The sequence below is a fragment of the Virgibacillus oceani genome (genome assembly GCF_014638995.1).
Classification (GTDB): Bacteria; Bacillota; Bacilli; order Bacillales; family Amphibacillaceae; genus Virgibacillus_E; species Virgibacillus_E oceani.
In genome coordinates, this window is sequence record NZ_BMFR01000013.1 from 1 (window position 1) to 22,319 (window position 22,319).

Annotated in this window: 30 protein-coding genes and 2 other annotated features; of the genes, 12 read left to right on the plus strand and 18 right to left on the minus strand. The window is 39.8% G+C overall.

Translation table 11 applies throughout. From position 1 onward, the window contains the following. Nucleotides 1-77: 77 nt before the first annotated feature. From trpA to IEV74_RS14075, 8 genes are all read right to left on the minus strand, one after another. Nucleotides 78-848: a tryptophan synthase subunit alpha gene (gene trpA / locus IEV74_RS14040; RefSeq protein ID WP_188456009.1), complete on the minus strand. Its 771-nt coding sequence runs from the start codon at nt 846-848 to the stop codon at nt 78-80. Then, nucleotides 841-2,046, minus strand: a complete 1,206-nt coding sequence (gene trpB, locus IEV74_RS14045) for a tryptophan synthase subunit beta (protein ID WP_188456010.1) — start codon at nt 2,044-2,046, stop codon at nt 841-843. The genes trpA and trpB overlap by 8 nt, the downstream gene beginning before the upstream one ends. Next, complete coding sequence (locus IEV74_RS14050) at nt 2,043-2,657, minus strand: phosphoribosylanthranilate isomerase (RefSeq protein ID WP_188456011.1); 615 nt, start codon at nt 2,655-2,657, stop codon at nt 2,043-2,045. Before IEV74_RS14050 ends, trpB begins: the two co-directional genes overlap by 4 nt. Further along, nucleotides 2,647-3,474 (minus strand): indole-3-glycerol phosphate synthase TrpC, encoded by an 828-nt coding sequence (trpC, locus tag IEV74_RS14055; protein WP_188456012.1) that lies wholly within the window; start codon nt 3,472-3,474, stop codon nt 2,647-2,649. The genes IEV74_RS14050 and trpC overlap by 11 nt, the downstream gene beginning before the upstream one ends. Continuing rightward, nucleotides 3,475-4,500 (minus strand): anthranilate phosphoribosyltransferase, encoded by a 1,026-nt coding sequence (gene trpD / locus IEV74_RS14060; protein ID WP_188456013.1) that lies wholly within the window; start codon nt 4,498-4,500, stop codon nt 3,475-3,477. Continuing rightward, nucleotides 4,484-5,083 carry an anthranilate synthase component II gene (locus IEV74_RS14065; RefSeq protein WP_188456014.1) on the minus strand — a complete coding sequence of 200 codons (600 nt, stop codon included), beginning with the start codon at nt 5,081-5,083 and terminating at the stop codon, nt 4,484-4,486. Before IEV74_RS14065 ends, trpD begins: the two co-directional genes overlap by 17 nt. After that, nucleotides 5,064-6,455, minus strand: a complete 1,392-nt coding sequence (trpE, locus tag IEV74_RS14070) for an anthranilate synthase component I (protein ID WP_188456015.1) — start codon at nt 6,453-6,455, stop codon at nt 5,064-5,066. Before trpE ends, IEV74_RS14065 begins: the two co-directional genes overlap by 20 nt. A 110-nt stretch (nt 6,456-6,565) precedes the next feature. Then, nucleotides 6,566-6,829, minus strand: a binding site (T-box leader). 180 nt (nt 6,830-7,009) lie between these two features. Then, nucleotides 7,010-7,253, minus strand: a binding site (T-box leader). A gap of 59 nt (nt 7,254-7,312) precedes the next feature. Continuing rightward, entirely contained in the window at nt 7,313-7,870 is a 558-nt protein-coding gene (locus tag IEV74_RS14075; RefSeq protein ID WP_188456016.1) for a nitroreductase family protein, read from the minus strand. Between the two features lie 196 nt (nt 7,871-8,066). On the opposite strand from IEV74_RS14075, the gene IEV74_RS14080 reads away from it, so the two are divergent. The 6 genes from IEV74_RS14080 (at nt 8,067) to IEV74_RS14105 (ending at nt 12,888) form a co-directional block, all read left to right on the plus strand. Then, nucleotides 8,067-8,357, plus strand: coding sequence for a cupin domain-containing protein (locus IEV74_RS14080; protein ID WP_188456017.1), 291 nt, complete (start codon nt 8,067-8,069; stop codon nt 8,355-8,357). Nucleotides 8,358-8,381: 24 nt separating this feature from the next. Further along, nucleotides 8,382-8,834, plus strand: a complete 453-nt coding sequence (locus IEV74_RS14085; RefSeq protein WP_188456018.1) for a nucleoside deaminase — start codon at nt 8,382-8,384, stop codon at nt 8,832-8,834. A 293-nt stretch (nt 8,835-9,127) separates the two neighbouring features. After that, nucleotides 9,128-10,936 carry a ribosomal protection-like ABC-F family protein gene (gene abc-f, locus IEV74_RS14090; protein WP_188456019.1) on the plus strand — a complete coding sequence of 603 codons (1,809 nt, stop codon included), beginning with the start codon at nt 9,128-9,130 and terminating at the stop codon, nt 10,934-10,936. Nucleotides 10,937-11,040: 104 nt separating this feature from the next. After that, entirely contained in the window at nt 11,041-11,493 is a 453-nt protein-coding gene (locus IEV74_RS14095; protein ID WP_188456020.1) for a DUF2269 family protein, read from the plus strand. A 261-nt stretch (nt 11,494-11,754) separates the two neighbouring features. Next, entirely contained in the window at nt 11,755-12,285 is a 531-nt protein-coding gene (locus tag IEV74_RS14100) for an HD domain-containing protein (protein WP_188456021.1), read from the plus strand. 132 nt (nt 12,286-12,417) lie between these two features. After that, entirely contained in the window at nt 12,418-12,888 is a 471-nt protein-coding gene (locus IEV74_RS14105; protein WP_188456022.1) for an SRPBCC family protein, read from the plus strand. A gap of 35 nt (nt 12,889-12,923) precedes the next feature. Here IEV74_RS14105 and IEV74_RS14110 read toward each other — a convergent pair whose 3' ends face one another. The 7 genes from IEV74_RS14110 to IEV74_RS14140 form a co-directional block, all read right to left on the minus strand. Continuing rightward, nucleotides 12,924-13,340, minus strand: a complete 417-nt coding sequence (locus IEV74_RS14110; protein WP_188456023.1) for a VOC family protein — start codon at nt 13,338-13,340, stop codon at nt 12,924-12,926. A gap of 43 nt (nt 13,341-13,383) precedes the next feature. Beyond that, nucleotides 13,384-13,683, minus strand: a complete 300-nt coding sequence (locus IEV74_RS14115; protein ID WP_188456024.1) for a TIGR04104 family putative zinc finger protein — start codon at nt 13,681-13,683, stop codon at nt 13,384-13,386. 104 nt (nt 13,684-13,787) lie between these two features. Beyond that, the gene (locus tag IEV74_RS14120; protein WP_188456025.1) at nt 13,788-14,531 is read right to left on the minus strand and encodes a hypothetical protein; all 744 of its coding nucleotides are present in this window, start codon (nt 14,529-14,531) and stop codon (nt 13,788-13,790) included. Next, the gene (locus IEV74_RS14125; protein WP_188456026.1) at nt 14,524-15,237 is read right to left on the minus strand and encodes a hypothetical protein; all 714 of its coding nucleotides are present in this window, start codon (nt 15,235-15,237) and stop codon (nt 14,524-14,526) included. Before IEV74_RS14125 ends, IEV74_RS14120 begins: the two co-directional genes overlap by 8 nt. Nucleotides 15,238-15,332: 95 nt before the next feature. Next, nucleotides 15,333-15,506, minus strand: coding sequence for a hypothetical protein (locus IEV74_RS14130; protein WP_188456027.1), 174 nt, complete (start codon nt 15,504-15,506; stop codon nt 15,333-15,335). Nucleotides 15,507-15,766: 260 nt separating this feature from the next. Beyond that, nucleotides 15,767-16,081 carry a hypothetical protein gene (locus tag IEV74_RS14135; RefSeq protein WP_188456028.1) on the minus strand — a complete coding sequence of 105 codons (315 nt, stop codon included), beginning with the start codon at nt 16,079-16,081 and terminating at the stop codon, nt 15,767-15,769. A gap of 40 nt (nt 16,082-16,121) precedes the next feature. Then, nucleotides 16,122-16,499 (minus strand): FAS1-like dehydratase domain-containing protein, encoded by a 378-nt coding sequence (locus IEV74_RS14140; protein ID WP_188456029.1) that lies wholly within the window; start codon nt 16,497-16,499, stop codon nt 16,122-16,124. A 224-nt stretch (nt 16,500-16,723) separates the two neighbouring features. Here IEV74_RS14140 and IEV74_RS14145 point away from each other — a divergent pair, with 224 nt between their 5' ends. Next, nucleotides 16,724-16,882, plus strand: coding sequence for a hypothetical protein (locus tag IEV74_RS14145; protein WP_188456030.1), 159 nt, complete (start codon nt 16,724-16,726; stop codon nt 16,880-16,882). A gap of 53 nt (nt 16,883-16,935) precedes the next feature. Here the strand turns inward: IEV74_RS14145 and IEV74_RS19765 are convergent, their stop codons facing one another. From IEV74_RS19765 to IEV74_RS14160, 3 genes are all read right to left on the minus strand, one after another. Further along, nucleotides 16,936-17,400: a glycine zipper domain-containing protein gene (locus tag IEV74_RS19765; RefSeq protein WP_229683204.1), complete on the minus strand. Its 465-nt coding sequence runs from the start codon at nt 17,398-17,400 to the stop codon at nt 16,936-16,938. 175 nt (nt 17,401-17,575) lie between these two features. Then, nucleotides 17,576-17,707, minus strand: a complete 132-nt coding sequence (locus IEV74_RS14155) for a YuzL family protein (RefSeq protein WP_188456031.1) — start codon at nt 17,705-17,707, stop codon at nt 17,576-17,578. A 195-nt stretch (nt 17,708-17,902) separates the two neighbouring features. Further along, nucleotides 17,903-18,937: a D-alanyl-D-alanine carboxypeptidase family protein gene (locus IEV74_RS14160; RefSeq protein ID WP_188456032.1), complete on the minus strand. Its 1,035-nt coding sequence runs from the start codon at nt 18,935-18,937 to the stop codon at nt 17,903-17,905. 326 nt (nt 18,938-19,263) lie between these two features. Between IEV74_RS14160 and IEV74_RS14165 the strand changes: the two genes are divergently transcribed. Genes IEV74_RS14165 through IEV74_RS14185 form a run of 5 tightly spaced genes read left to right on the plus strand, consistent with a single transcriptional unit; the run spans nt 19,264 to nt 22,268 of the window. Then, the gene (locus IEV74_RS14165; RefSeq protein ID WP_188456033.1) at nt 19,264-19,440 is read left to right on the plus strand and encodes a helix-turn-helix domain-containing protein; all 177 of its coding nucleotides are present in this window, start codon (nt 19,264-19,266) and stop codon (nt 19,438-19,440) included. 50 nt (nt 19,441-19,490) lie between these two features. After that, nucleotides 19,491-20,225, plus strand: a complete 735-nt coding sequence (locus IEV74_RS14170) for a DnaD domain-containing protein (RefSeq protein WP_188456034.1) — start codon at nt 19,491-19,493, stop codon at nt 20,223-20,225. Beyond that, entirely contained in the window at nt 20,222-20,548 is a 327-nt protein-coding gene (locus IEV74_RS14175; RefSeq protein WP_188456035.1) for a replicative helicase loader/inhibitor, read from the plus strand. The genes IEV74_RS14170 and IEV74_RS14175 overlap by 4 nt, the downstream gene beginning before the upstream one ends. Continuing rightward, nucleotides 20,545-21,816 carry a replicative DNA helicase gene (gene dnaB, locus IEV74_RS14180; protein WP_188456036.1) on the plus strand — a complete coding sequence of 424 codons (1,272 nt, stop codon included), beginning with the start codon at nt 20,545-20,547 and terminating at the stop codon, nt 21,814-21,816. Before IEV74_RS14175 ends, dnaB begins: the two co-directional genes overlap by 4 nt. Further along, complete coding sequence (locus IEV74_RS14185; protein WP_188456037.1) at nt 21,813-22,268, plus strand: hypothetical protein; 456 nt, start codon at nt 21,813-21,815, stop codon at nt 22,266-22,268. The genes dnaB and IEV74_RS14185 overlap by 4 nt, the downstream gene beginning before the upstream one ends. Nucleotides 22,269-22,319 lie beyond the last annotated feature (51 nt).

Consider the following 22,319-nt stretch of genomic DNA (forward strand, 5'->3'; position numbering starts at 1 on the left):
TTGTCTACATATGCAAATTACTAATTTACAGTTTCTGTAAGCTGTGCAACGCTAGTGGGTCTGACCCCCGTGTCCCATTAACTTTCTTGAATTAGCTCTTTGATTTCATTTGTTTTGCCTTGGTGGAACAGATCGACGATTTTACTGCCTACAACGACCCCGTCACAGGCAGCACCTAATTCCCTTGCCTGTTCTGGATTGGATACACCAAATCCTGCCAAAACGGGTACGTGTGCATGTTGTTTTATTTTTTGTAAATAGGATTTGACCTCTGTTTGGTGTGAGCTTCTTGCGCCGGTAGTTCCCGTAACAGATACGGCGTATAGAAATCCCTCTGTACGTTTTGCAATTTCGGCTATACGTTCCTCTGAACTGGTTAAAGCAGCTAGTCGAATGAGTGCGATATCCTTATCCTGTAATACATCAGCAATCATAGCTTCTTCCTCAAGCGGCAGGTCTGGAACAATAACACCATCTACACCAGCCTTTACACAATCCAATGCAAACCTATCAATTCCGTAGATAAAAATCGGATTGATGTACGTCATTAAAATAATAGGTATTGCTCGTTCTTCCTTGAATTGTTCAAGTTTTTCCAAGACAGATTGAAGCGTTGTATCGTTAGCCAATGCCCGAACACCGGCATCTTGAATAGTAGGGCCATCTGCAACAGGATCAGAGAAGGGAATTCCAAGCTCAACAGCCGTTGCACCACATTCATGTAAAAACGATAAACGCTCCTCCATATTGTTCAAGCCGCCATCACCAGCCATAATATACGGCACAAATATTTTTTCGTTTGCGGAAAGCTTGTTGTTAAAAGCTTTTTCCAGGTAGTTTTTACCCATTTTTATTTCCCCCCAATGCTGCTTTGACTTGTTCAACATCCTTATCACCACGTCCAGATAAACAAATGACAAGGGATTGGTCTTCATTCATTTCTTTAGCCAGTTTCATTGCATACGCAACTGCATGGGCACTCTCTAATGCAGGAATTATTCCTTCCGTTTTCGATAAAAATTGAAATGCTGCTAATGCCTCTTGATCTGTGATCGATGTGTACATGACCCGTGATGTATCATGTAAATAGCTGTGTTCCGGACCAACGCCAGGATAATCGAGCCCTGCTGAAATGGAGAATGCTTCCTGAATTTGTCCGTGTTTATCTTGCAGCAGGTGTGTCATCGTTCCATGTAACACCCCGACTTTTCCATCTGTCAGTGTTGCTGCGTGTTTTGATGTATCAACTCCAGTTCCGCCCGCTTCAACGCCATATAACGCAACATCCTCATCCTGGATAAAGGGATAAAACATTCCCATTGCATTACTGCCGCCGCCTACGCATGCAACCACGGCATCGGGTAATGTTTCGTTCTGTTCGTAAAATTGCTTCCTCGTTTCTTCACCAATAATAGCCTGAAAGTCACGTACAATTTTCGGGAAGGGGTGTGGACCGACAACAGAGCCTATAATATAATGTGTGTCTGTCACATGACTTGCCCAGTAACGTAACGCCTCATTAACAGCATCTTTCAATGTGCCGCTTCCTTGCGATACACTTCGGACCTCAGCTCCAAGCAGCTCCATCCGAAACACATTAAGCTTTTGCCTTCTTATATCCTCTTCACCCATAAAAACAACGCAGTCTAAACCAAGTAGTGCACAGACTGTTGCAGTTGCGACGCCATGCTGCCCGGCACCGGTTTCGGCAACAACTTTGCGCTTGCCCATTCGTACAGTTAATAAAGCTTGCCCGACTGTATTGTTGATTTTATGTGCACCGGTATGATTCAGGTCCTCTCGTTTTAAATAGATTTTTGGACCGCCAAGCTGTTTTGTCAGATTCTCCGCAAAGTAAAGTGATGTTTCACGGCCAACGTATTGTTTTAAATAATAGTTTAATTGGTTACTAAATTCGGGATCCTTTATTGCCTTTTCGTAAGCTTCTTCCAGTTCAATTAAAGCGGGCATCAGTAATTCCGGAACAAACTTGCCGCCAAAATTTCCGTAACGGCCTTTTTCATCAGGCATTGTGTATGGTTTCATCGTAAATCATCCTTTCTTTTTGCGGTTCTGATAAATGCTTTTATTTTAGCTAAATCCTTTTGTCCATCCGTTTCTACTCCACTGGAAACATCGACCCCTGCTGGTCTGGCAGCAGCCATTGCTTCTTGCACATTGTCGGGATTAAGTCCACCGGCTAAAATGACTTTACCTGGATCTAGATTTGCCTCGGTTAGTAAATTCCAATCGAAAGTAGTACCATTCCCGCCTCGATTCGTTCCTGTTGGACTGTCTATTAAATAAAACGCACAAGGGAATTTCTTTATTTCATTGATTGTTTCCGAACGCATTGGAACTGCTTTGATTATTGGGTAATTTAGCATCGCAGCAAATTCAGGTGATTCATCGCCATGCAATTGAATGTAATCGAGTCTAACGTGCGTGGCAATTCGCTTAATATTTTCCAATGATTCGTTTACAAAAACGCCGACTTTCTTAGTTGAAGCGGGAATTGTCTTTGCGATAGCAGCTGCATCATTTGGAGTAATTTCCCGTTTACTAGGTGCAAAAACAAAACCGATAAAATCAGCGCCGGCGTGAACAGCTGTCTGTGCTGCTTCTGCTGTTTTAATTCCACATATTTTAACGAGCATTTGGTATCGATCCTTTCATTCGAGGCACCTGTAAATGTTGAAAGGTTACTTGAAGATCATCGGAAAGCATCAGTGTTTCACCAACTAATATCCCGCTCACATCTGCTTTTGCCAGCCTCTCAACATCAACCCTAGATTTTATACCACTTTCCCCGATCAGCAGGGGGAGCTGGGACAGGGGGTCTGACCCCCTGTCCCGTTTTTTCACCATGGGGGCTAGGGTTTCTGTTACGCTTAGGTTAACGTTAAATGTTTTTAAATTCCGGTTATTTATCCCGATGATGTCAGCACCGAGCTTCAGTGCTGATTCCATTTCTGATTCGTTATGCACCTCGCAAAGTACATCTAAATCAAAGCCTTTTGCATAGGTGTACATTTGTTTCAACTGATCTTCGGACATGGCAGCAACGATCAGCAGGATGATGTTTGCCCCGGCTGCTTTTGCTTGATCAATCTGTATCGGATCAATGAAGAAATCTTTACACAATAATGGCAGATTGCAGGCTTCCCTAACCTCATACAGATCATCCATCGATCCTTTAAAAAATGTCCGATCAGTCAAAATAGAAATAGCGCCTGCTCCTAATGCTGCATAGTTTTTCGCCTGCTCAGCCGGATTAACATCCAGATCAATTGCGCCTTTTGATGGTGAAGCGCGTTTGATTTCAGCAATGACATTCATCGCAACGGATGAAGGAAATGTTTGTTTGATAGATGGTATGTTATGCTTAATTAACGGAAATTCCTTAATTCCGTTTGTTTTTAACTGTGCTATTTCTTTTTCTTTCTCAACTAAAATTTTTTCTAAAATGGACACTTATATCACCTCACTTGGAATTTTTTTGCTATAACTTATTAACCGCTGCAGTTTTTCTATTGCTGCTCCGGAAACAACACTTTCTCTAGCCATCTCAACTCCATCCTTAACCGATGCAGCAGTACCATTTGCAAATAATCCTAGACCAGCGTTTAACAGTGCTGTGTCAAGATGGGGACCAGGGTTTCCTTTTAAAACACTTAGCAGAATTTCCGCATTCTCTTTCGCATCACCACCACGGATTTGGTCGTTTGAATAAACCGGTAAGTCAACATCAGATGGATGAATTGTGAATGCTGTGATTTTGCCTTGATCTAATAAAGAAATATGGTTATCACCTGCAAGAGATGCCTCATCCATATAGCCTGCACCGTTGATGACAATTGCACGTTTCCTGCCAAGTTTTCCTAATGATTCTGCCATCATCGGCAATACATCCCGCTTATTTACCCCAAGTAACTGGGTATTTAGTTCAACAGGGTTTGTCAGTGGTCCAATCAAATTGAAAATCGTTGGAATCCGCAAATCCTTTCTGACTTTCATGAATCGCTTTATTTTCGGATGGACATGTGGTGCAAATAAAAAGGCGATGTTGTTTTCCGCTAAGATTTCTTCTACTTGTTCTTTGGATAAAGATAACGATATTCCCAAGTGCTCCAGTACATCAGCACTTCCTGTTTTGCTGGAAATACTGCGATTGCCATGTTTTGCAACGGTAACACCAGCCCCAGCAATAATAAATGCCGCCGTTGTACTGATGTTGAAGCTATTGGAACCATCTCCTCCAGTTCCGCAATTATCCATTACATTCGGAATTTGATTCGTTGCTTGTAGAGACTCTCTTCGAATGACTTCAACTATACCAGCGATTTCATCGGCAGTTTCACCCTTCGCTCTCAAGCCGATTAAAAGTGCGGCAATTTCACTGTCTGAAACAGTATCTCGAAAGCATTGCGTTGTAGCATCTTTCATTTCATCCAATGATAAATTCTGCTTATTCATTAGCTTTTCAAGATAATTTCTCATGTCTTGACTCCTCTCTAATTTCTTGTAAAAAGTTTCGAATAATTTTCTTTCCGGTATTGGTGCCGATAGATTCAGGGTGAAATTGCACTCCGAAAACTGGAAACTTGCGATGTTTTATTGCCATAATCACGTTATCATCCAATGACCTGGCAGCAACCTCCAATTGTGCAGGTAACGTTTCTGCATCGATAATTTGCGAATGATAACGCATGACCTCAAGCGGTTGGGATAAGTAACTAAATAGCCCCAAACTATTGTGTGTAATCAAGGAAGTTTTCCCATGTTTGATGATAGTTGCCTGCTTAATTTTAGCGCCAAGTGCAGCCGCAATAATCTGATGACCGAGACAAATGCCTAAGATGGGAATTTGTTTATGAAATGCTTTTACGATATCCAGGCAATTCCCCGCTTGTTTGGGTAAACCAGGACCAGGTGAAATAATGATCGCCTCTGGGTTTAACGCCTCAATCTCTGCCAAACTTAACTGATCATTCCGGAAAACTTCTACATCGATCGTCTCCTCTGAAAAATATTGATAAAGGTTATAGGTGAAAGAATCATAGTTATCCATGAGTAACATCATATAAGGTCACCTCCATTAAACTTTTAGCCTTGTGCAGCGTTTCTTCATACTCTTTTTGCGGTATCGAATCATGGACAATTCCAGCACCTGTCTGTAAATAAGCTTTGGAATCCTTAATGACAAGGGAACGAATCGTAAGGGCCATGTTTAGGTCGTGGTTAAAATTGATATAGCCAATTCCGCCCCCATATGCCCCGCGCTTCTTTTTCTCTAAATGGTTGATAATCTGCATGGCACGAATTTTCGGTGCTCCTGAGACGGTTCCTGCTGGTAAACATGACCTTAGCGCATCAATGCTTGTAAGGCCCGTTTTCAATTTTCCGTGCACTTCGGAAACAATATGCATCACATGCTGGTACTTTTCTATTTTCATATAGGTTGGAATCGTAATACTTCCAATTTCACAGACACGACCGAGATCATTTCTGCTTAAATCAACTAACATGCGGTGTTCCGCAATTTCTTTTTCATCTGCCAGCAGTTCCCGAACAAGTGCCTCTTCTTCAGCTTCTGTTTTACCGCGGGACCTTGTTCCTGCGATTGGATTGGTTATAACGGTGCTCCCGGATGTCTGGATTAAGCTTTCCGGAGAAGCGCCAAGTATCAGGTAATCGTCAAAGTCAATGTAAAACATATAGGGTGAAGAATTTGCTTTTCTGAGCTTTCGATAAAATGAAAATGGGTCGCCATTCATTGTTGCTTGCATTCGCTGTGACAGAACCACCTGAAAAATATCCCCTTCTCGAATATGCTTCTTGGCAATTTTTACGTTTTCCTTGAATATCTCTTCTGTAGCTTCTGGCTGAAACTGAACAGGATCCATCTTTTCCATTAATGCAGGCTGATTCGTTTTTAATTGATTCTCTAAAATCTGCAGCCGTTTGTTTAATGCCTTCTCCGATTGGTTCGTTATGTTGATGGCTACCAAGAAAATCATTTCGTTCGTGTGGTCATACACAATAACATCCTTGTACAGCATAAAATGAATGTCTGGCATGTCGAGTTCGTCCGGCAAGCTTTCCCCGATGTACTCGTATTGTCTGATCGCATCATAGCCGACATAACCAATTGCCCCGCCGTAAAAAGGAAAGGGGAGGTCGGTGTCTAGCTTGGGCAGCTGTTTTTGTAAATAATGCAATGGGTCTTCTGCAACTGTTTGTGAATATCCGGTTTTATGATCAATTATGGTAGTGGTATTTTCTATTCCGATAAGCTCCTGATATGGGTCTTTGCCAATAAACGAAAATTTACCTTTTTGTTCATGCTGAAATGAACTCTCTAGCAGAAATTTCTTCTTGCCGGTTAAACGGGTGAAGATTGAAATAGGTGTTAATGTATCAGCATTTTGTTTGATGATTTTATAGGGTTTCATTTAGTAAGACTCCTTTCTTAGATAACGATTTTTGTTTTTTTGTAACGGCATGCGATTTCAATGAAATTGGCCAATAAAAAAGTCCCCTATAAACACAGAATAATGTGATTATAGAGGACGATTGTGACCGTGGTGCCACCTCTTTTTTGAAAGGCGGGATATTCCTTTCATCTTAATTCAGATACGGGATTATTTTTATAATGTAGTCCGATATCCTATCCGTGTAACGGCGGAGCACCGGGTTTCCCTACTTCATTTGTTCTGGAAACCTCTCGTAAGGCCATTCAATATTCGTCCACGTACCGGAATCCCACCAAAACCCGGCTCTCTGTAACGTTTCACGAATACCTACTCTTCTTACTCAACGATTTAGATTTATTTAATTATACGATTCTGTTTTTTGTATTGTTGTTACGCAGTTTCCCATAAAATGCGATGTAGATACTTGTGGTGATTTCACATTATTTTGATTCTCTCTTGCCCCGCATCCCGTATACACGACGCTTTCCGTTATGCTAAGATAAGTAAATTTAACGCAAAAAAGTCCCTAATCCAAAAAGGACGAGGGACCGTGGTACCACCTTTATTAGCTGAAAAACAGCTCACTATGGCACTATCAAGCTAATTCGCTGAATAGTTGTCTCTTGTAACGATGAGACGTTCGCCAAAGCCTACTGCAGTTATGGTTCGGTTTGGAAGTTCAGAAGTCCATTCACCTATTTATCAACACTGGTTTGCACCAACCACCAGCTCTCTAAAGTTTCCAAATAGATTACTACTCTTCATCATCACTTTTCGTTCCATTAAGTTATTGAAATTAATGATAGGGAAATACAGCACAAATGTCAATAGTAAAATTAATTAAATACTGAAAATTTTTCCTCCACCGGTATGCGATCCTTTTTAACGGGGCCTTCGTCAAAATATCCAAGATGCAAAAATCCAACAATTTTTTCATTTTCACCAACATTTAGGATTTCTTTCACTTTCGGATCATAAATATGCGGATTTGTTTTCCACACGACACCGAGATTTTCTTCCCATGCAAGCAGCTGAAAGTTTTGAATCATACATGCTGTTGCACCAAAGTTTTCATCCCATTGCTTTTGTAATTCAGGCTCTTGCATGATAACAACTAGAAATGCATTTGGTTCGTTCAGATATTCCTCACGATTTTGCTGTCTTTCCTCCGGATATGTTGCAGCAATTTGTTTTGCGAAGGTTTTCTTTTTGTCAGACCCTACAAAAATAAACCGCCATGGCTGTCTGACCCCATGCGTGGGTGCCCAAATGGCGTCCTCTAATAATGCTAAAACAGTTTCTTGCGTTACAGATTTATTGGTATAGTTCTTTTTTATAGAGCGACGTTCACGGATTATTTTTTTCAGGTCAGTCTGGATTTTGGTTTGTTCCATCCCGAATCATTCCCTTCGTTGTGCTTTATTCTATATCTATTCTATTAAATGATAATTATTATCAATTAAATTGTAGCGGAATACCGATTGGAAAGCAACTGGAGATTGGATAATGGTGTGATTTTGATCACGTATTTTAATTGGATAATCCGCTATACTGTAGTTGATAAAAAATCGCAAGAAGGGTGTTGCTAGTATGGAACTGATTTCTGTAACACATGAATTAACAAAGCCTGTGGAGGGGAAAAAGATATTCAGTGATGATATGAGGGAAATTATGCATATCAAACTTAAGGAAGGGGGAGTGATTAACGAACATGATTCGCCAAAGCACGTTTTGATTTTTGTAAAGAGCGGGGAAGTTGCTTTTACAGTAAATAATGAGGTGCATACCATAAATGCTGAAACAATATTGCACATGGAACCATACGAAAAACATGCATTAAAAGCGTTAAGTGATGTTTCTATTTTAGTGATGAAATGCTAATCTTAACCTAAAAGGAGGGGCAAGATGGATAAATTCATGGAACGGGCAGTGGAACTTGCAGCGGGAAATGTGCGTGATGGAGGGCAGCCGTTTGGTGCGGTGCTAGTGAAGAATGGACATGTTGTGGAAGAAGGCGTCAATGAAACACATAAACGGTTTGATGTAAGCGCCCATGCGGAATTATTGGCAATCAGGCGGGCTCAAAAGAAAATGCATACGCACGTTTTGCCAGGCTATACGATGTATGCGAGCGGGGAGCCTTGTCCAATGTGTGTAACAGCAATGCAATTTGCCGGTATTGACAGCGTATATTATTGTGCTTCCGTTGATGATGCGGCAGAAGCAGGACTGGAAAAGTCAAAAATGATCTATGAGGAACTAAAAAAATCGCGGAATGACCGCACCATCAAAATGATGCGCATGCCACTAAAGGAAGGACAAGAAAATCCGATGGAGCTGTGGAAGAATCGTTCATAGCATAGTTGACAGATAGTGTCTGCATCAGTATGATAAAAGAAACATTAGAGAAGGAGGACCTATCCTGAAATGAAGTAAGCCCACGTTTTTTCAACCATGTTTGAATCATTTCAAACGAGCGTTTCTGTCTGAATGAAGCGAATGGGATACGTGTGCACTTTTTCAGGATAGCCGCCTTTATACGTTAACTGTACTTTTCCAGAATAGGTATATCCATATCTCTATTACATTCATTCACAGGCAGAATCCTGTGTTTTTTTAATTGGCTAAAATAAATGCCTGGGGGTATGGATATGTTTATTTTTAAAGCAAAAGGACTTATGAAAGATTGGAACGGGAAAACATTATTTGAAACGATTGATATTGAGCTGAAAAAAGGGGAGCATGCTGCATTATTTGGCCGTAATGGCTCAGGGAAGACCACTCTGTTAAATGGATTGTTAGGAAGAATTAATTTTGATAGTGGAAGTGTTCAGCGTTTTGTTTCGCTTGATGAGTGGGGTGTTCTGGAGCAAGGCCCTGCCGCTGATCCTTCCATTTCAACAATGGAATATGTGCAGTCAGCTTCTGTTCAGCGGTTTAAATTAAAACAGGAGCTTGAACAGATTCAATCACAAATGAACAGTTCGAATGAAGACTTGTTAGAAAAATATAACGAAATTTATAACAAATTTTTATCCGTGGATGGCTATAGCCTGGAAGCGGATGCGGAAAAATGTCTGCGTGAAGTTAGCATGGATGAATCCGTTTGGGGAACTCCATTCAGTCAGCTAAGCGGCGGGCAGAAAACACGAGCACAGTTAGCGCGTCTTGTTATGCAAGACCCGGCTTGTATCATAATGGATGAGCCAACTAACCATTTAGATAAGGAAACGATAGAATGGCTGGAAAGCTGGATGCAAAAATATGCTGGTGCAGTCTTGTATGTATCCCATGATCGTTATTTCCTAGATAAAACCGCTCATATTATTTATGAATTGAACGCCGATGAATGCAGGCGGTATTCAGGGGGCTATTCGGAATACCGGCAGCAAAAGGAGCTTGAACAGCGGACACAGGAAACACTTTACCGAAAACAAAAGCAAAAAAAGGAAGAGCTGCTGCAAACAATTCAGCGGTATCAAAAGTGGTTTCATCAAGCACATAAGGCTGCTGGACAAAACGATTTTGCACGGTCGAAAGCGAAAAAGAATGTATCGCGTTTTAAAGCAAAAGAGAAGGAATTGGAGCGTTTGGAAGACAAACAGGTGAAAAAACCTCAAGCGGAAAAGCAGCTCAACATGCAATTGGATGAAAGTGGATTTGCTGCAAGGCGGCTTTTGCATGTTGAGCATGTTTCTTTTTCTTACCGCGACACGGAGCCACTTTTTAATGACTTTTCAACATCGGTAAACAGGGGAGATCGTCTGGCGGTTGTTGGGCCAAATGGTTCTGGGAAAACAACGCTTTTAAAATTGCTGGTTGGCAAATTACACCCAACAATCGGGGAAATCAGACTGAATCCGCAAACGAAGATCGGTTATTTCGCACAGGAGCTTGAAAATCTGAATTTAGATCAAACGATTCTGGATAGCATGCTTGAGTTGCCGGATATGACGCAATCAGAGGCAAGAACGATCCTAGGATGTTTTTTATTTTCAAAAGAAGCGGTTTACAAACGAATAAAGGATTTAAGTATGGGTGAAAAATGCCGTGTAGCGTTTCTTCATTTATATTACAGTGATGCCAATCTGCTGGTATTGGATGAACCGACAAACTTTTTGGATGTTGATACGAAGGAAATCATTGAGGATGTACTTGTATCTTACCCAGGTGCATTAATTCTTGTCTCCCATGATCGTTATCTTGTTAAACAAGTTGCCAATCGATTGATTGAATTGGGCGGAGAGGATATCGTGGAATATCAAGGTGATTACGATTCGTTTGTAGAACACAAAGATACAAGGAAACAGGATACCACTAAACAAAATAAAATTCGGGAACTTGAGCTCAAATTGACACAATTAATGACATTGGATAAGGCGGCGGATGAAGGTGGTCGGGCAGATATTCTTAAGGAAATCAAAGCAACACAACAAAAACTTAGCAATTTGAAAAATTAGACACGAATCCGTCAAAAAATATGAGGAGGAATGTGTCGAATGTCACAGCGGCCCCTTTAGGTGTATGGTGTATGATAGTAGTGAAGGTAATTGGGGGTAAGAACATGACATTTTACACGTTTCTCGTATTCATACATATTTTTTCTGCGATTTTAGGGATGGGACCGGGCTTTGTAATGATTTATATTGTTACGAAAGCATCGACAATGACTGAGCTCAGGCATGCCTATGCAATCCGGAATCGGCTTCACATATTTGTAATGGCAGGTGGAACGCTGCTGCTTATTACTGGACTTTGGATGGGTGCCCTTAATCCGGCGTTGTTCCGGGCTGGCTGGTATGTATTGAGTTTGACGCTATTTTTGATTGCGTTAGGATTTGGTCCGATTGCACTTTCACCGAGATCAAAGCCAATCAAGGAGCTATTGAAAAATCATTCCGGTGATGAAATTCCCGCAGAATATGATGCATTAGCAAAAAAACTGTTTTTTTATGAACGGATTGAGAATGTGATTTTCCTAGTAGTGATTGGGCTGATGATTACAAAGCCGTTTTAGAAGTTAATCTCTAGTAAAAGCAATCTGGTTCCAATTAATAAAGATTCGTTTGAACAGCTAGAATACAGTCCTAATCAGGCGCAGTAGCATTATGACATGCGCCTTTTGTAATTCATTCGAAACATCGCCATATTTTTATTTGGTGTTTAATTGGATGAAATTTTGGTTAATACCTATTGTAAAGCTTGCTTGAGCATGCTATTGTATTAAACAATATATTTTTATAAAGAAAATCATTAAGAAGAAAGGAGACGATTTCAGGTGAGAAAGGTAACATTGGAGCAAATTTTTACACATCCGATTGCACAAAAATATTTACAGCGATCCGGAATTGCTCATGCTGTAGCGGCTGCAGAGCATGCATTTAGGTTTGCGCAAAAATATTATGTTAATCCCGATCTTGCTGCAAAGGCGGCTTTATTGCACGATGTTGGGCATTATACGTGGTATCGTGATGGTGAATGGGATTATGATTTGTACCGGGAAAATGATATTCACGCGATTAAAGGTGCCAGCCGAGCGCACAAGCTGTTGATTCGGATTGGTGAGGATCGTCACGCTGCTAAGGAAATCGCTGTGCCAATTTTACTCCATACCGATTCGTATTTGCCTGACGGACAGCTTCATTTAAAACCACTGCAGCATGTCGTAGCGTTAGCGGATGAAGCGGATGAAGAATTCGGCGGCAAGCATCATTACCGAAAGATCGATGAACAAGAAGCGCTTGAGCGATTACGCACATTAGATCGTAAAATTGATAGAAATTACAAATATCCAGATAGAGTTGTATAACATTGGCTAGTCGTATTCTTATAAGAGGAATAGGGCTTTTTTAATGGGGAGAAATAGTGCTTCTTTCTGAAAATCAATTAGACTGGTATAGTAGAGGAAATGAGTGTACTAGATAATGAGGTGGTTAGTCATATGAAAGAATGGACGAAGGATACGGAAATAAACGCCCCGATTGAGGAAGTTTGGAAGCTTTTCGACGGATCGCTTGAAGATATGCAAAAAGTAATGCCAAATGTAATTGAAAATGAACCGATTAAGGTAACCGAAAATGGTGTTGGCAGTATTTACCGGCAAAAGTATGAAGAGCGTAATAAGGTACAATCGTATGATGTTGAAACATTGGAATACCTAAACGAGCCTGACAAAAAGCGGCTGAAAATAGGTTTTTCCTTAGCGAAAATGTTTGATATTACCGCTACGTATGAACTGGAAAGGATAGACGAAACCAAAACATATTTCCGTTATACTACTACAAACAATCCGCTTAAGTGGTACATTAAATTACTGCTGACATTTGCCAGTGATAAAATTGTCGTTGGCTTTGTGGACAAGGTGAAAAAGGTTGCGGAAGAAGAAACGCAGGATAAACCTGAAGAAGCATAATCGAAAGCCAGCTGCCCTGCAACTGGCTTGATTAATTATTTTATATTGTACTTCTCTTTGAAAACAGTACTTAACTCGCTCCAAACATCAAACTTGTTCCCGTCTCTATCGGAAAATACAAAATTCCTTCCTGCATGTCCGCGGTTTTCAATTTCGCCAACTTGCACTTCTTGCTCTTTTAAGGTTTTATGTAAAGCTTCCAATGCGGGTAGTCCATTAACCTCAAATGTAATGGAAAATCGCTCAAATCCATTGCTATCAATAAAATTGGCATTTTCATTGTGCGTGGATTTGACTAAAAAAATACTTTGATTTGCAAGATCTAAAATGGCCTTGTCGTCATCTTGATAATTGCGTATTGCCCCCAATTTGGTTACATACCAATCTGAAGACTTACTTACATCTGTTACGGGGATATAAGTCGTTCCAATTCGTACTAGTTTTTCATTCATTTTTTCAACCACTCCTTTTGACGAATTCTTATTAACAATAACCTTAGCGAAGCGACTCATCCTGATCGGATAATTCGATCATTAGTGGATAAATGCCGATCAACAATATACCGCATCCCAGTAAAATACCTAGTCCGGCAAGAGCGGAAATATCAAAAACGATAGGAAGGAGCAAGGTAAGCGGGAGAATAAATGTGCATAAACCGCTTCGCTTTCTTGATTTAGAGGTTGGATATTGTTTCTCCCCGCAGTGTGGACACTTCATCCCGGTGTCCAGCGTAAACGATTTTTTTACTGTCTGTTTCCATCTCCATCTTTGATTGCAGTTTTGACAGGTTGGCATGTCGGTACTCCTTTCGTTTGTCCTCTAATTAAAAACTGTCTTGGGAATTTCCAATTTAGTTTAAATGTAGTAGCTCACAATACAGCTGCGAATATAACAATCTATTATTTCTCCAATTCCGATTTATCCAGAATCCTCATGAAATTGATGTGGTTGTCTCCGTTACTAAAGCCACTGCCGTTCACAGAGTTTTCAGGAAATGTTGTTTCATTACTATCATTTAATGGCATCCATCCGATATATACGCTGAGGTCCTGTATAAGACTGGAATTGTACCTATTAGGATTTTGGGCTAATGCTAGTTTATTTGATTGTGTCATAAAGGAGCACCAATCATCGGGAAGCTGTATGGTACCGTATGATTTACCCTCAAAACGAACATTTTTTTCCATTTGAATTTGCGGAACATAAGTATGTTCTCCGGATGAAATATGATAGCCTCGATCCCGAATCAAATAGAAATTGGCACGACTGATCTGGTCATCTGGGTGAATGTTCCAGACGATGTGAAAAGAAGCAGGATCGTCTTTATCAGTCTTCCAAACAACCGGTTCTCCGACTGTATCGATATAGGACGGCTTCCATTTATGTTTTTCCCATACCCAGTAACTAGTACCGTAATTATCTTCACCGGATATAAAAGGCACAAATGCATGTTCTGAATCCAGTTCAATGGTGTCCTGTATGGTTTCTGCATTTGCCTTAGGAAAAAGCGTATTTATCCGCGTTGCCAATTGTTTATTTGTTGGAAAGGCAGTCGGTTTCGAGAAATAAAACCAATACGTGAAAAACAGGGATAATAAAATAAGTATACTAACTACAATGAGTACCATTCTTTTTTTAGTCATGGACTCCCTCCCTAAACAGTGAGTCATCAGAACGGAAATAATATTGACCCTTTGGTGCAGTTATGAGTAAACCTTTTCCGTCCTTTTCGACATAAATAATGGCGTCAATTCCACTCCATCGCTTAGGTAACACATCAGCTAGCAGATAGGGAAATCGTTCTTTTATATTATTTGTATCAGCAGTGTTCATCGTTATTTCCTGATACCACTGATCACTAGCAATCGTCTTTCGTTTCATACTACCAATTTGGTTTATTAAATGGTTTTTATCAAGTGTTTGTTCTTTAGCCGAGGGATGTGTTTTAATAATCGATGCGTTTTCTACATTGGCGATATACGTTGAAAGTTCATCTTTGGGATAAAAAGCCTTATTCAACGGAATCGCCAGCAGCGTCATCAAGAGGAAGATAAACAGGGAAAAGAACCCCAACCATGCGAAGCGACGATAAACCTGCCATTCCTTCCCTCTAATTCGAAAAACAATGATTACGATCCAAACCCCCAGTGGTAATATTGGTAAACGAATTACCGTGTCCCGAAAATTCCAATTATAAGAGAAAGCAATCATTCCGATAAATACGATTAAAGCAACCTTCCACAGTTTTGGTTTCTCTTGTAGTTTTTTATAGTTTAAATAGACTAACATAACAATTACAAACCATGCCAAGATATTGGCTATGACGGTAATGGTACTCGTATATCCCATATAATTACCTCTTTTTCTATGCAAGACACCATAGTATTTCTAGAATTACCTATATACAAAATTAACTATAAAAATTCTACGGTTGGATATCTTGCTTATTCTCCCCTGATATTCTCGCCAATAGTGTAATCTTTTCTATAATCAGTTTCTGAATGTGATGATTTATTCTGATTAGGATTTGAATTGACCCTATTGCTTCGTTTTTTATCTGTTATAATACCGAGCATTACAATTGGAATGATAAAGATACCTATAATCAGCCAAAACATACAGTCCACCCCTTTTTGATAATTGGAATTACGATACGTTGTTGCACCATCCTTAATGTCAATGCCCTATAAAATTGCTTGTTGTTCCAAAACAGTTGCACATTCCCAGTCATTGGGTGATTTTCAGTTCATCATCATGTTTAATATAATTAGAAGAATGATTGAATGCTAAAAACCTACGTCACTCGGAGAATTTTTAGCCATTTTATGCAGAGTCCTTTGTTAAGCTTGTTTAGAAATTGGTTTGATGGCTGAAATTTTCACTTTGTTGATCTGTCGCGATATATAATCAATGTTAGGGCATTTAAAAGTATGGTACCAATGAGAAGAACTCCTGCAAAAAATGCCACCGCACCCATTGTGTCCATAAGAGCAGACCAATCCCTCACTTTTACAAGATGGGAATTATAGAAAATCTGGAAACATAACGAAATAGCACAAGCACTGATGCTTATTATGGTAGAAGAAATCCAATTTCTATGGCCATGTTCCTTATATCGCATGAGTGCAACTACAGGAAGTATCCAAGCAATTAGTCCAAGCACAAGACTACCTAAATTAAGCAAACCAATCATTCCGTCCCGCCCCTTTTTTTTGGTTAGTTAAAATTCACTGCTAAAGGATAACCTCCGAAAAATCTCCTTTAACTATTTCTTTCCCATTCTGATTTTTACATAGAAAGGTTGCAGCAATAGCTGTTCTATTATTTTCCTGTGTTTCATACTTCTCAATCTTTGCTTTACAAACAATGGTATCCCCTGTAAATACTGGCCTTAAAAACTCAAAATTCATATTACGGGCCAATACGTTATAATCCCCGCCTATTTTCGTTGGCAATGTTGCCGTTAATAGCCCTTGCACTACAAGCCTTCCTTGCTCGTCAGGGGTTATATGGTGAGTACCCTCATCACCGGAAACCTCAGTAAATAATTTAACATCCCTTACTGTAAACGTCCGTTCAAATGTAATGATATCTCCTGCTTTTAATGGCATATAAATCTCCTCCGCGAAAATGATCGGCAATTATATTAATTTTAACACAAAATTCAATTTATTTAGTTTTAAATTGTTTAGGAGCGGGCTATTCCAGCGTTTTTTTTCAACATCTTGCTAAATAGCTTCACTACGTCACCCCGATTAAACAGGGGATAATTCTTTCATAAAGCATGCTTTTTTGTAAATAATAGGACTGTTAAATAATAATAAGGAGGATTTGTATGCACCAAGATAAACAAGGAGAAAAAAATTTGAATTCCAGCCTGAAACCAGGATTTGCCGGAACCGATCCTAAAAAGGTAAAACAAGAAATTCAGAAAGATATAAGCGAAGGACAAGGTGCGATGACTTCCCGAGAGGCAGGAGCAATGCGAGATTAAAAAACCACTTTTTGTGGTTTTTTATTTAGATATCATTAGAACAATTTTTAAAGTTACAAGGTCTTCCCCTTTTTCTTAGCATCTGCATCTAAACCTGCTCCAATTGCCACCCCAATACCCATTCCGAGTGGTAATCCCATTCCGATATTATCAAATATAAGTAGTCCAAATACAACACCTAAACTTGTGCCAAGGGACATATATATACTCAAATAATAGCCGCTGCTTACTAAATTGTGTTTTTTCTGCAGATGAGAACTGATGGTAGCTAATGTTTGTTTCTGATAGTTAAAATCATTTTCTGCAAGTTGATCTAATTTATCTTTAAGCTGTATGATATGATTTTCCAAAGTAATAAAGTGTTGATAACATACTTCACAATCGGATGAAAAGGAACTCAGTCTTTGTATGAATCGATTACACATCTCTATTTCTAGCTTTGTGACAACTTGCTTATCGGCAGTATTTCCGATTTCTTCTAGAATCGTTTTAAGTTTATCAACTCGTTGACTTTCCATAGCGCGTCCCCCTGTTTTCTTGCTCGTCACCATCAATTATTACATTTAGGATGATATTAAATTAATACGTTTTATCGTGATATAAGGTTTCATAGTGATCAGACGTAAAAAAGGGATTAGCTGTATCGCTAATCCCTTTACTATTTATTTTTCCCGAAACTGTTACAAACTTATATTACGAACGCTTTTGTTTTTTTCTTGAGGAATCTGCCTTTTTGCTTCCTGTTTCTTTTCTTGTTGTACCCTGTCCTTCTACCTCCGGGGAACTTAACCCATCTGTTAATGGATTAACTTTTCGCTTTTTCATTCTAATCACCTCCAATTATAGTGTTCCTAAAAATAATGCAGGTATGTTATTTATCACTAATTCAATAAACTTTTAAAGTTAATTTTCCACAAGAAAAAGACGATCAATTTGGTGATCGTCTTGGATTTTTGGCCACATAGTTAAACAAGCAGGTTATGCATCATCATTTTACGTACAGAAATAAACTTATTTTTATTATACTTTTAACACTCCTAAATACTCTTCAAGTGTAATTTGCTGTTCATATATTACCTTTGCAGCTTCTTTACCTACATAACGCAGGTGCCATGGTTCATATTGATATTCAGTGATTGCTTCCTTGCCTTTGGGATAACGTATGATGAAACCGAATTTGTGAGCATTCTCTCGTATCCACTTACCCTCATCAGTCTTACCAAAATCAGTGTTTAACTGAAATTTAATATCTGGGCTTGTAACATCCATCGTTAGTCCGGTTTGGTGCTCACTTTCACCAGGGCGTGCGCTAAATTTATTTGCCTCTTTCTCGCCATGCTGTTCAGAATAAGATGCGAAAAGTACTTGCTGTCGATTGTAGGAGCGGTAGCCTGATTGGGCGTATAATTCTAAACCTGCCTTTTCAGTTGCTGTAAACATTTTCTCGAGTGCCTTTGCAGCTTCTTTACGCATGTATTTTTTCGGCAGATCTTCTTTAAACGGGAATGGAACATCCGGCACAACAAGATCCTTAGGTTCAAAACCATCCGGAAGTTCATGCTGTTTATTAACAAGCACTAATTTGTCAGTTGGATTGGATACGGTTATGGTATCCGATTCTTTGACAGTTGCTTTGTTTTTAGCTATTCCTTTTCCTGGTTTTATGTTAAAAGAACCGTTCAATGCCTTTTCCAGCCATTCTTTAGTAGATTTATCGTATATACCGGTTGCAGCCAATTTTACCTGCTGTGATTGAAAGTCTTTAATAGCCCATTCAGTATCTGCATCGAACGTACCACTTGCTTTAATATCATAACCTAGTTTTTTAAGAATCGTTTGTAATTGTTGTACATCATTGCCTTTTGAATCAATTGTTAGTTTTTTATCTGGCAAGACCAGTTCATCTTTCTTTTCCTGATTAGTGCCATTGTTATTCTGAATCTCGTTATCTACTGTTTCACCATTCGTAGTTGCTGTTTGTTCGTTTGTACATGCAGACAAGACGAAAATACCCATTATCGTTAGGATGATGATAGGTAAGGACCCTCTAATCATGTTAAACTCTCCCTCATGTTGTGCGATTTCCATTTGACCATTCGGCAGAAAATAATTACCGGAACTTTTAATAGTATATCATGCTTAAAGCTTGTACCGTATTATTTTTTATAAAAGTCAACGTGAAACATCAGGGGAGAGAAGGGACATTAATGGGAGCAGCGAGATATCAACGCAAGCAGGTGAAACATCAGCCCGAGCAGCAAAACATCACCCCCCCAGGAAACAATTACCAAAAAAATTTAACCTAATTTAATCGAAAATGCCACCTTTTTGTATATCTTTTCGATAATAGTTATGACTCAAGCAGAAGGGAGGGGAAAAACATGAAAGAAAAGCCAATGACCGTAAAAGGTATGGCAGCATTTCTTGGTGTACACACGGACACAGTCTACAAGATGGTGAAGCAAAACAAACTACCGCATTTTCGAATTGGCGGCAAAATTCTTTTTTCACAAGCTACTGTGTTGGAGTGGATCCGTGAACAGGAAAATTGCAAATAAGGAAAGAAACAGTTTTTCAATAAAATGAATTCAGAGAGGAAATTACAAAAATGAATTATTTGAAAGAACTTAACGCATTCAGAAATTGGCTGTTTTTAAACGAAATGCCTACCGGCGCTATTGTACTGTGGCATGCATTAATTAGTGTTAACAATTCTGCCGGCTGGAAGAAACAATTTAATGCGCCCAATTCAGTTGTGCAGGCATTAACCGGCCTATCGAAGCAAGGTTTAATCAAGTCCCGGGGAAAGCTGATAGAGAAAAACTTTGTTCGTTATAAAAAAGGAAAACGAGGAAGTGCTCCCATTTATGAAATGGTGTCATTGATTAATATAATGGACCAATCTGGGTCCCAAACCAGTACCGAATATGATAACCAAACGAGTTCCTCTTCGTTGCCCATACCTAAACAGAAACTAAATCAAAAACAAAAAAGCAGCAGAGAAGAACAGGCGAAAAATCCATTTATCGTTTATGAACAAAATTTTGGCATCCTTCGGCCAATTGTCAGGGAGTCCATGATTGACTGGTGTAATGACCTTAGTGATCAAATCGTGATAGAGGCAATGAGGCTTACGGTGAAAAGAGGAGGGCGTACATTTGGCTATATTGAGGAGATTCTTAAAGAATGGAGCGATGCGAAGCTTGTATCCATCGATCAGGTAAGGGCATATGAAATGGAGAAGGCCGCAAAACGCCATAGGACTAATTCCATTCATAACCAAACTACAGAGAATACTAAATCTATGTTCGATGAATTAAGGCAGGAAGGGGCTCTGTCATGACACATGAAGAAGCTGTTCATATTTTAGAAATGATCAAGGATGCGTACCCGAAATTTCCAATATCCAAGGGAAAGGCTACCTTACTGATTCCGTCACTGAAAAAGATGGATTACAACGGTGTGATGGAGAAATTTTCCGATTTTGCAGCCAACCATCCTTATGCCCCGATGATTGCTGAAATTGCGTCCTATCCGCTGGAACCGAACCTGTATTTGGAAAAAATGAACAAGTGGAAAAGAGAGGCTGATAAAGTACCAGCTGAAATAAAGGAAAATTTTCGCCAGGCGATGCATGAACTCATCAAGGAGAAATCACAATCATGAATGTAGAAAACTATGAAGCAGAAGCAGCGGTACTTGGGGCGGTACTGCTTGATGGAACACTTTTTAAGGAGCTTGAGGTGGAGGAGGAATTCTTTTACCATGCCCGCCATAAACGGATTTACCGGGCAATGAAGGAGGCATTTGACAAGGGAGAATTTATTGATTGTGTTGTCACAACAACCTACCTGGGAGAGGCAATCAATCAGGTCGGTGGAACGGTGTATCTGCTGAAAATGACAGAATCTGTAGCGAGCACCGCAAGCATGAAGCATCATGAACGGTTAATTCTCGATGCCTATCGCCTTAGAAAATCTAGAGAATATACCATGAATTACAGCAAGCAGCCATCAGAGCAACAGTTGGAGCTGCTTATCTCTCAATTACAAACGATTCGAGAGGCAGGAATCGTCCATCAGGAGAAAACGACCTATGATTATTTGCTGGAAATTACCGATGAAATCGTTGCACCACCTGGGGAGGCAAAAGGATGCAGGAGCCCTTATAAACATCTTGATCAAATGACTGGCGGGATTCATCGGGGGGACCTGCTTATTGTAGCGGCAAGGCCTTCAGTAGGAAAAACAGCGTTTGCTCTGAACTTGGCAGCGGGACATTGCAAAAATGGCGGTACCTCCTCCATCTTTAGCCTGGAGATGGGAACAAAGCCATTGCTGAAAAGGATGATCTCATCAGAAGGAATAATTGATGCGCAGAAGTGGAAAAGCATGGCCTTTTCCAGTCAGGATTATGAAGAGGCAATCAAAGCAATCGGATTCATTTCGGATTGGAACTTATATATTTTTGATACCAAACGGACACTGATGGATATTCGGTCCACCATTCGGAGAAAAAAGTATGACGACCCGGATGGAAACCACCTGGTCATCATCGATTATTTACAATTAATCAGTCCAGCTGGAAAACGGGAGCGACGTGATTTGGAGGTGGGAGAAATCACAAGGGAATTAAAATTGCTTGCCATTGAGCTCGATATACCGATTGTGCTTTTGTCCCAACTGTCGCGTGGGGTAGAAGCTCGCCAGAACAAGCGACCGCTTATGTCCGATTTACGAGAATCGGGAAACATCGAACAGGATGCCGACGTTATTTTTCTTTTATACCGGGACGATTATTACAACAAAAATATCGAAAAAAACACAATGGAAGTCATCATCTCCAAGCAGCGGAATGGCCCAACAGGAACAGTGGAGCTGGCATTTTTAAAGGAGTATGGAAAATTCGCAGACAAGGAGAGATCAATGCAATGAATACATTTTACGATCAGGAGATGAAATCAATCGCGCAACAGACCTGGAAGCTGGATTATGATGACAATAGCAACACTGCAAAACTAGTAAACGAACGCGGGGAAGAGATGGATATTGCTGCATTGGGACTTTGTATCGATGCATTTAAACATACAATGTATCAAATGGAGGAAATGAAAATTGGTAAAAAAAACGTCAACCCGCTTGATGAGTTCACCAAAAAGCGCTTGGGTGTCCAGGATTACCAGTTGATCATTCATGAAACAGCTGGAGATAAGACGACGAGTGCATTTGAAGTTTACAGTGATGAATACAGGGTGTTTACGATGGACTATTATCACGTCGTGCATAATCGAAAAGTATATGACTATGGGTTTCTGGCATTTCTAAATGAATTTGACTGTAAAAAGTTGTTGAAGCCATTGAGTGATTTTGTGAATCGGTGTCAGTGAATATGTTGTTGGATGAAAGTATTGGAGTTGTAGAAACCGGAATTTTTATGG

Excerpts from the sequence above, each read along its gene's own strand:
- trpA (WP_188456009.1), bottom strand. The coding sequence starts at position 848 with ATGGGTAAAAACTACCTGGAAAAAGCTTTTAACAACAAGCTTTCCGCA.
- trpB (WP_188456010.1), bottom strand. The coding sequence starts at position 2,046 with ATGAAACCATACACAATGCCTGATGAAAAAGGCCGTTACGGAAATTTT.
- IEV74_RS14050 (WP_188456011.1), bottom strand. The coding sequence starts at position 2,657 with ATGCTCGTTAAAATATGTGGAATTAAAACAGCAGAAGCAGCACAGACA.
- trpD (WP_188456013.1), bottom strand. The coding sequence starts at position 4,500 with ATGAGAAATTATCTTGAAAAGCTAATGAATAAGCAGAATTTATCATTG.
- IEV74_RS14065 (WP_188456014.1), bottom strand. The coding sequence starts at position 5,083 with ATGATGTTACTCATGGATAACTATGATTCTTTCACCTATAACCTTTAT.
- trpE (WP_188456015.1), bottom strand. The coding sequence starts at position 6,455 with ATGAAACCCTATAAAATCATCAAACAAAATGCTGATACATTAACACCT.
- IEV74_RS14075 (WP_188456016.1), bottom strand. The coding sequence starts at position 7,870 with ATGGAACAAACCAAAATCCAGACTGACCTGAAAAAAATAATCCGTGAA.
- IEV74_RS14080 (WP_188456017.1), top strand. The coding sequence starts at position 8,067 with ATGGAACTGATTTCTGTAACACATGAATTAACAAAGCCTGTGGAGGGG.
- IEV74_RS14085 (WP_188456018.1), top strand. The coding sequence starts at position 8,382 with ATGGATAAATTCATGGAACGGGCAGTGGAACTTGCAGCGGGAAATGTG.
- abc-f (WP_188456019.1), top strand. The coding sequence starts at position 9,128 with ATGTTTATTTTTAAAGCAAAAGGACTTATGAAAGATTGGAACGGGAAA.
- IEV74_RS14095 (WP_188456020.1), top strand. The coding sequence starts at position 11,041 with ATGACATTTTACACGTTTCTCGTATTCATACATATTTTTTCTGCGATT.
- IEV74_RS14105 (WP_188456022.1), top strand. The coding sequence starts at position 12,418 with ATGAAAGAATGGACGAAGGATACGGAAATAAACGCCCCGATTGAGGAA.
- IEV74_RS14110 (WP_188456023.1), bottom strand. The coding sequence starts at position 13,340 with ATGAATGAAAAACTAGTACGAATTGGAACGACTTATATCCCCGTAACA.
- IEV74_RS14115 (WP_188456024.1), bottom strand. The coding sequence starts at position 13,683 with ATGCCAACCTGTCAAAACTGCAATCAAAGATGGAGATGGAAACAGACA.
- IEV74_RS14120 (WP_188456025.1), bottom strand. The coding sequence starts at position 14,531 with ATGACTAAAAAAAGAATGGTACTCATTGTAGTTAGTATACTTATTTTA.
- IEV74_RS14125 (WP_188456026.1), bottom strand. The coding sequence starts at position 15,237 with ATGGGATATACGAGTACCATTACCGTCATAGCCAATATCTTGGCATGG.
- IEV74_RS14130 (WP_188456027.1), bottom strand. The coding sequence starts at position 15,506 with ATGTTTTGGCTGATTATAGGTATCTTTATCATTCCAATTGTAATGCTC.
- IEV74_RS14135 (WP_188456028.1), bottom strand. The coding sequence starts at position 16,081 with ATGATTGGTTTGCTTAATTTAGGTAGTCTTGTGCTTGGACTAATTGCT.
- IEV74_RS14140 (WP_188456029.1), bottom strand. The coding sequence starts at position 16,499 with ATGCCATTAAAAGCAGGAGATATCATTACATTTGAACGGACGTTTACA.
- IEV74_RS14145 (WP_188456030.1), top strand. The coding sequence starts at position 16,724 with ATGCACCAAGATAAACAAGGAGAAAAAAATTTGAATTCCAGCCTGAAA.
- IEV74_RS19765 (WP_229683204.1), bottom strand. The coding sequence starts at position 17,400 with ATGGAAAGTCAACGAGTTGATAAACTTAAAACGATTCTAGAAGAAATC.
- IEV74_RS14155 (WP_188456031.1), bottom strand. The coding sequence starts at position 17,707 with ATGAAAAAGCGAAAAGTTAATCCATTAACAGATGGGTTAAGTTCCCCG.
- IEV74_RS14160 (WP_188456032.1), bottom strand. The coding sequence starts at position 18,937 with ATGATTAGAGGGTCCTTACCTATCATCATCCTAACGATAATGGGTATT.
- IEV74_RS14165 (WP_188456033.1), top strand. The coding sequence starts at position 19,264 with ATGAAAGAAAAGCCAATGACCGTAAAAGGTATGGCAGCATTTCTTGGT.
- IEV74_RS14170 (WP_188456034.1), top strand. The coding sequence starts at position 19,491 with ATGAATTATTTGAAAGAACTTAACGCATTCAGAAATTGGCTGTTTTTA.
- IEV74_RS14175 (WP_188456035.1), top strand. The coding sequence starts at position 20,222 with ATGACACATGAAGAAGCTGTTCATATTTTAGAAATGATCAAGGATGCG.
- dnaB (WP_188456036.1), top strand. The coding sequence starts at position 20,545 with ATGAATGTAGAAAACTATGAAGCAGAAGCAGCGGTACTTGGGGCGGTA.
- IEV74_RS14185 (WP_188456037.1), top strand. The coding sequence starts at position 21,813 with ATGAATACATTTTACGATCAGGAGATGAAATCAATCGCGCAACAGACC.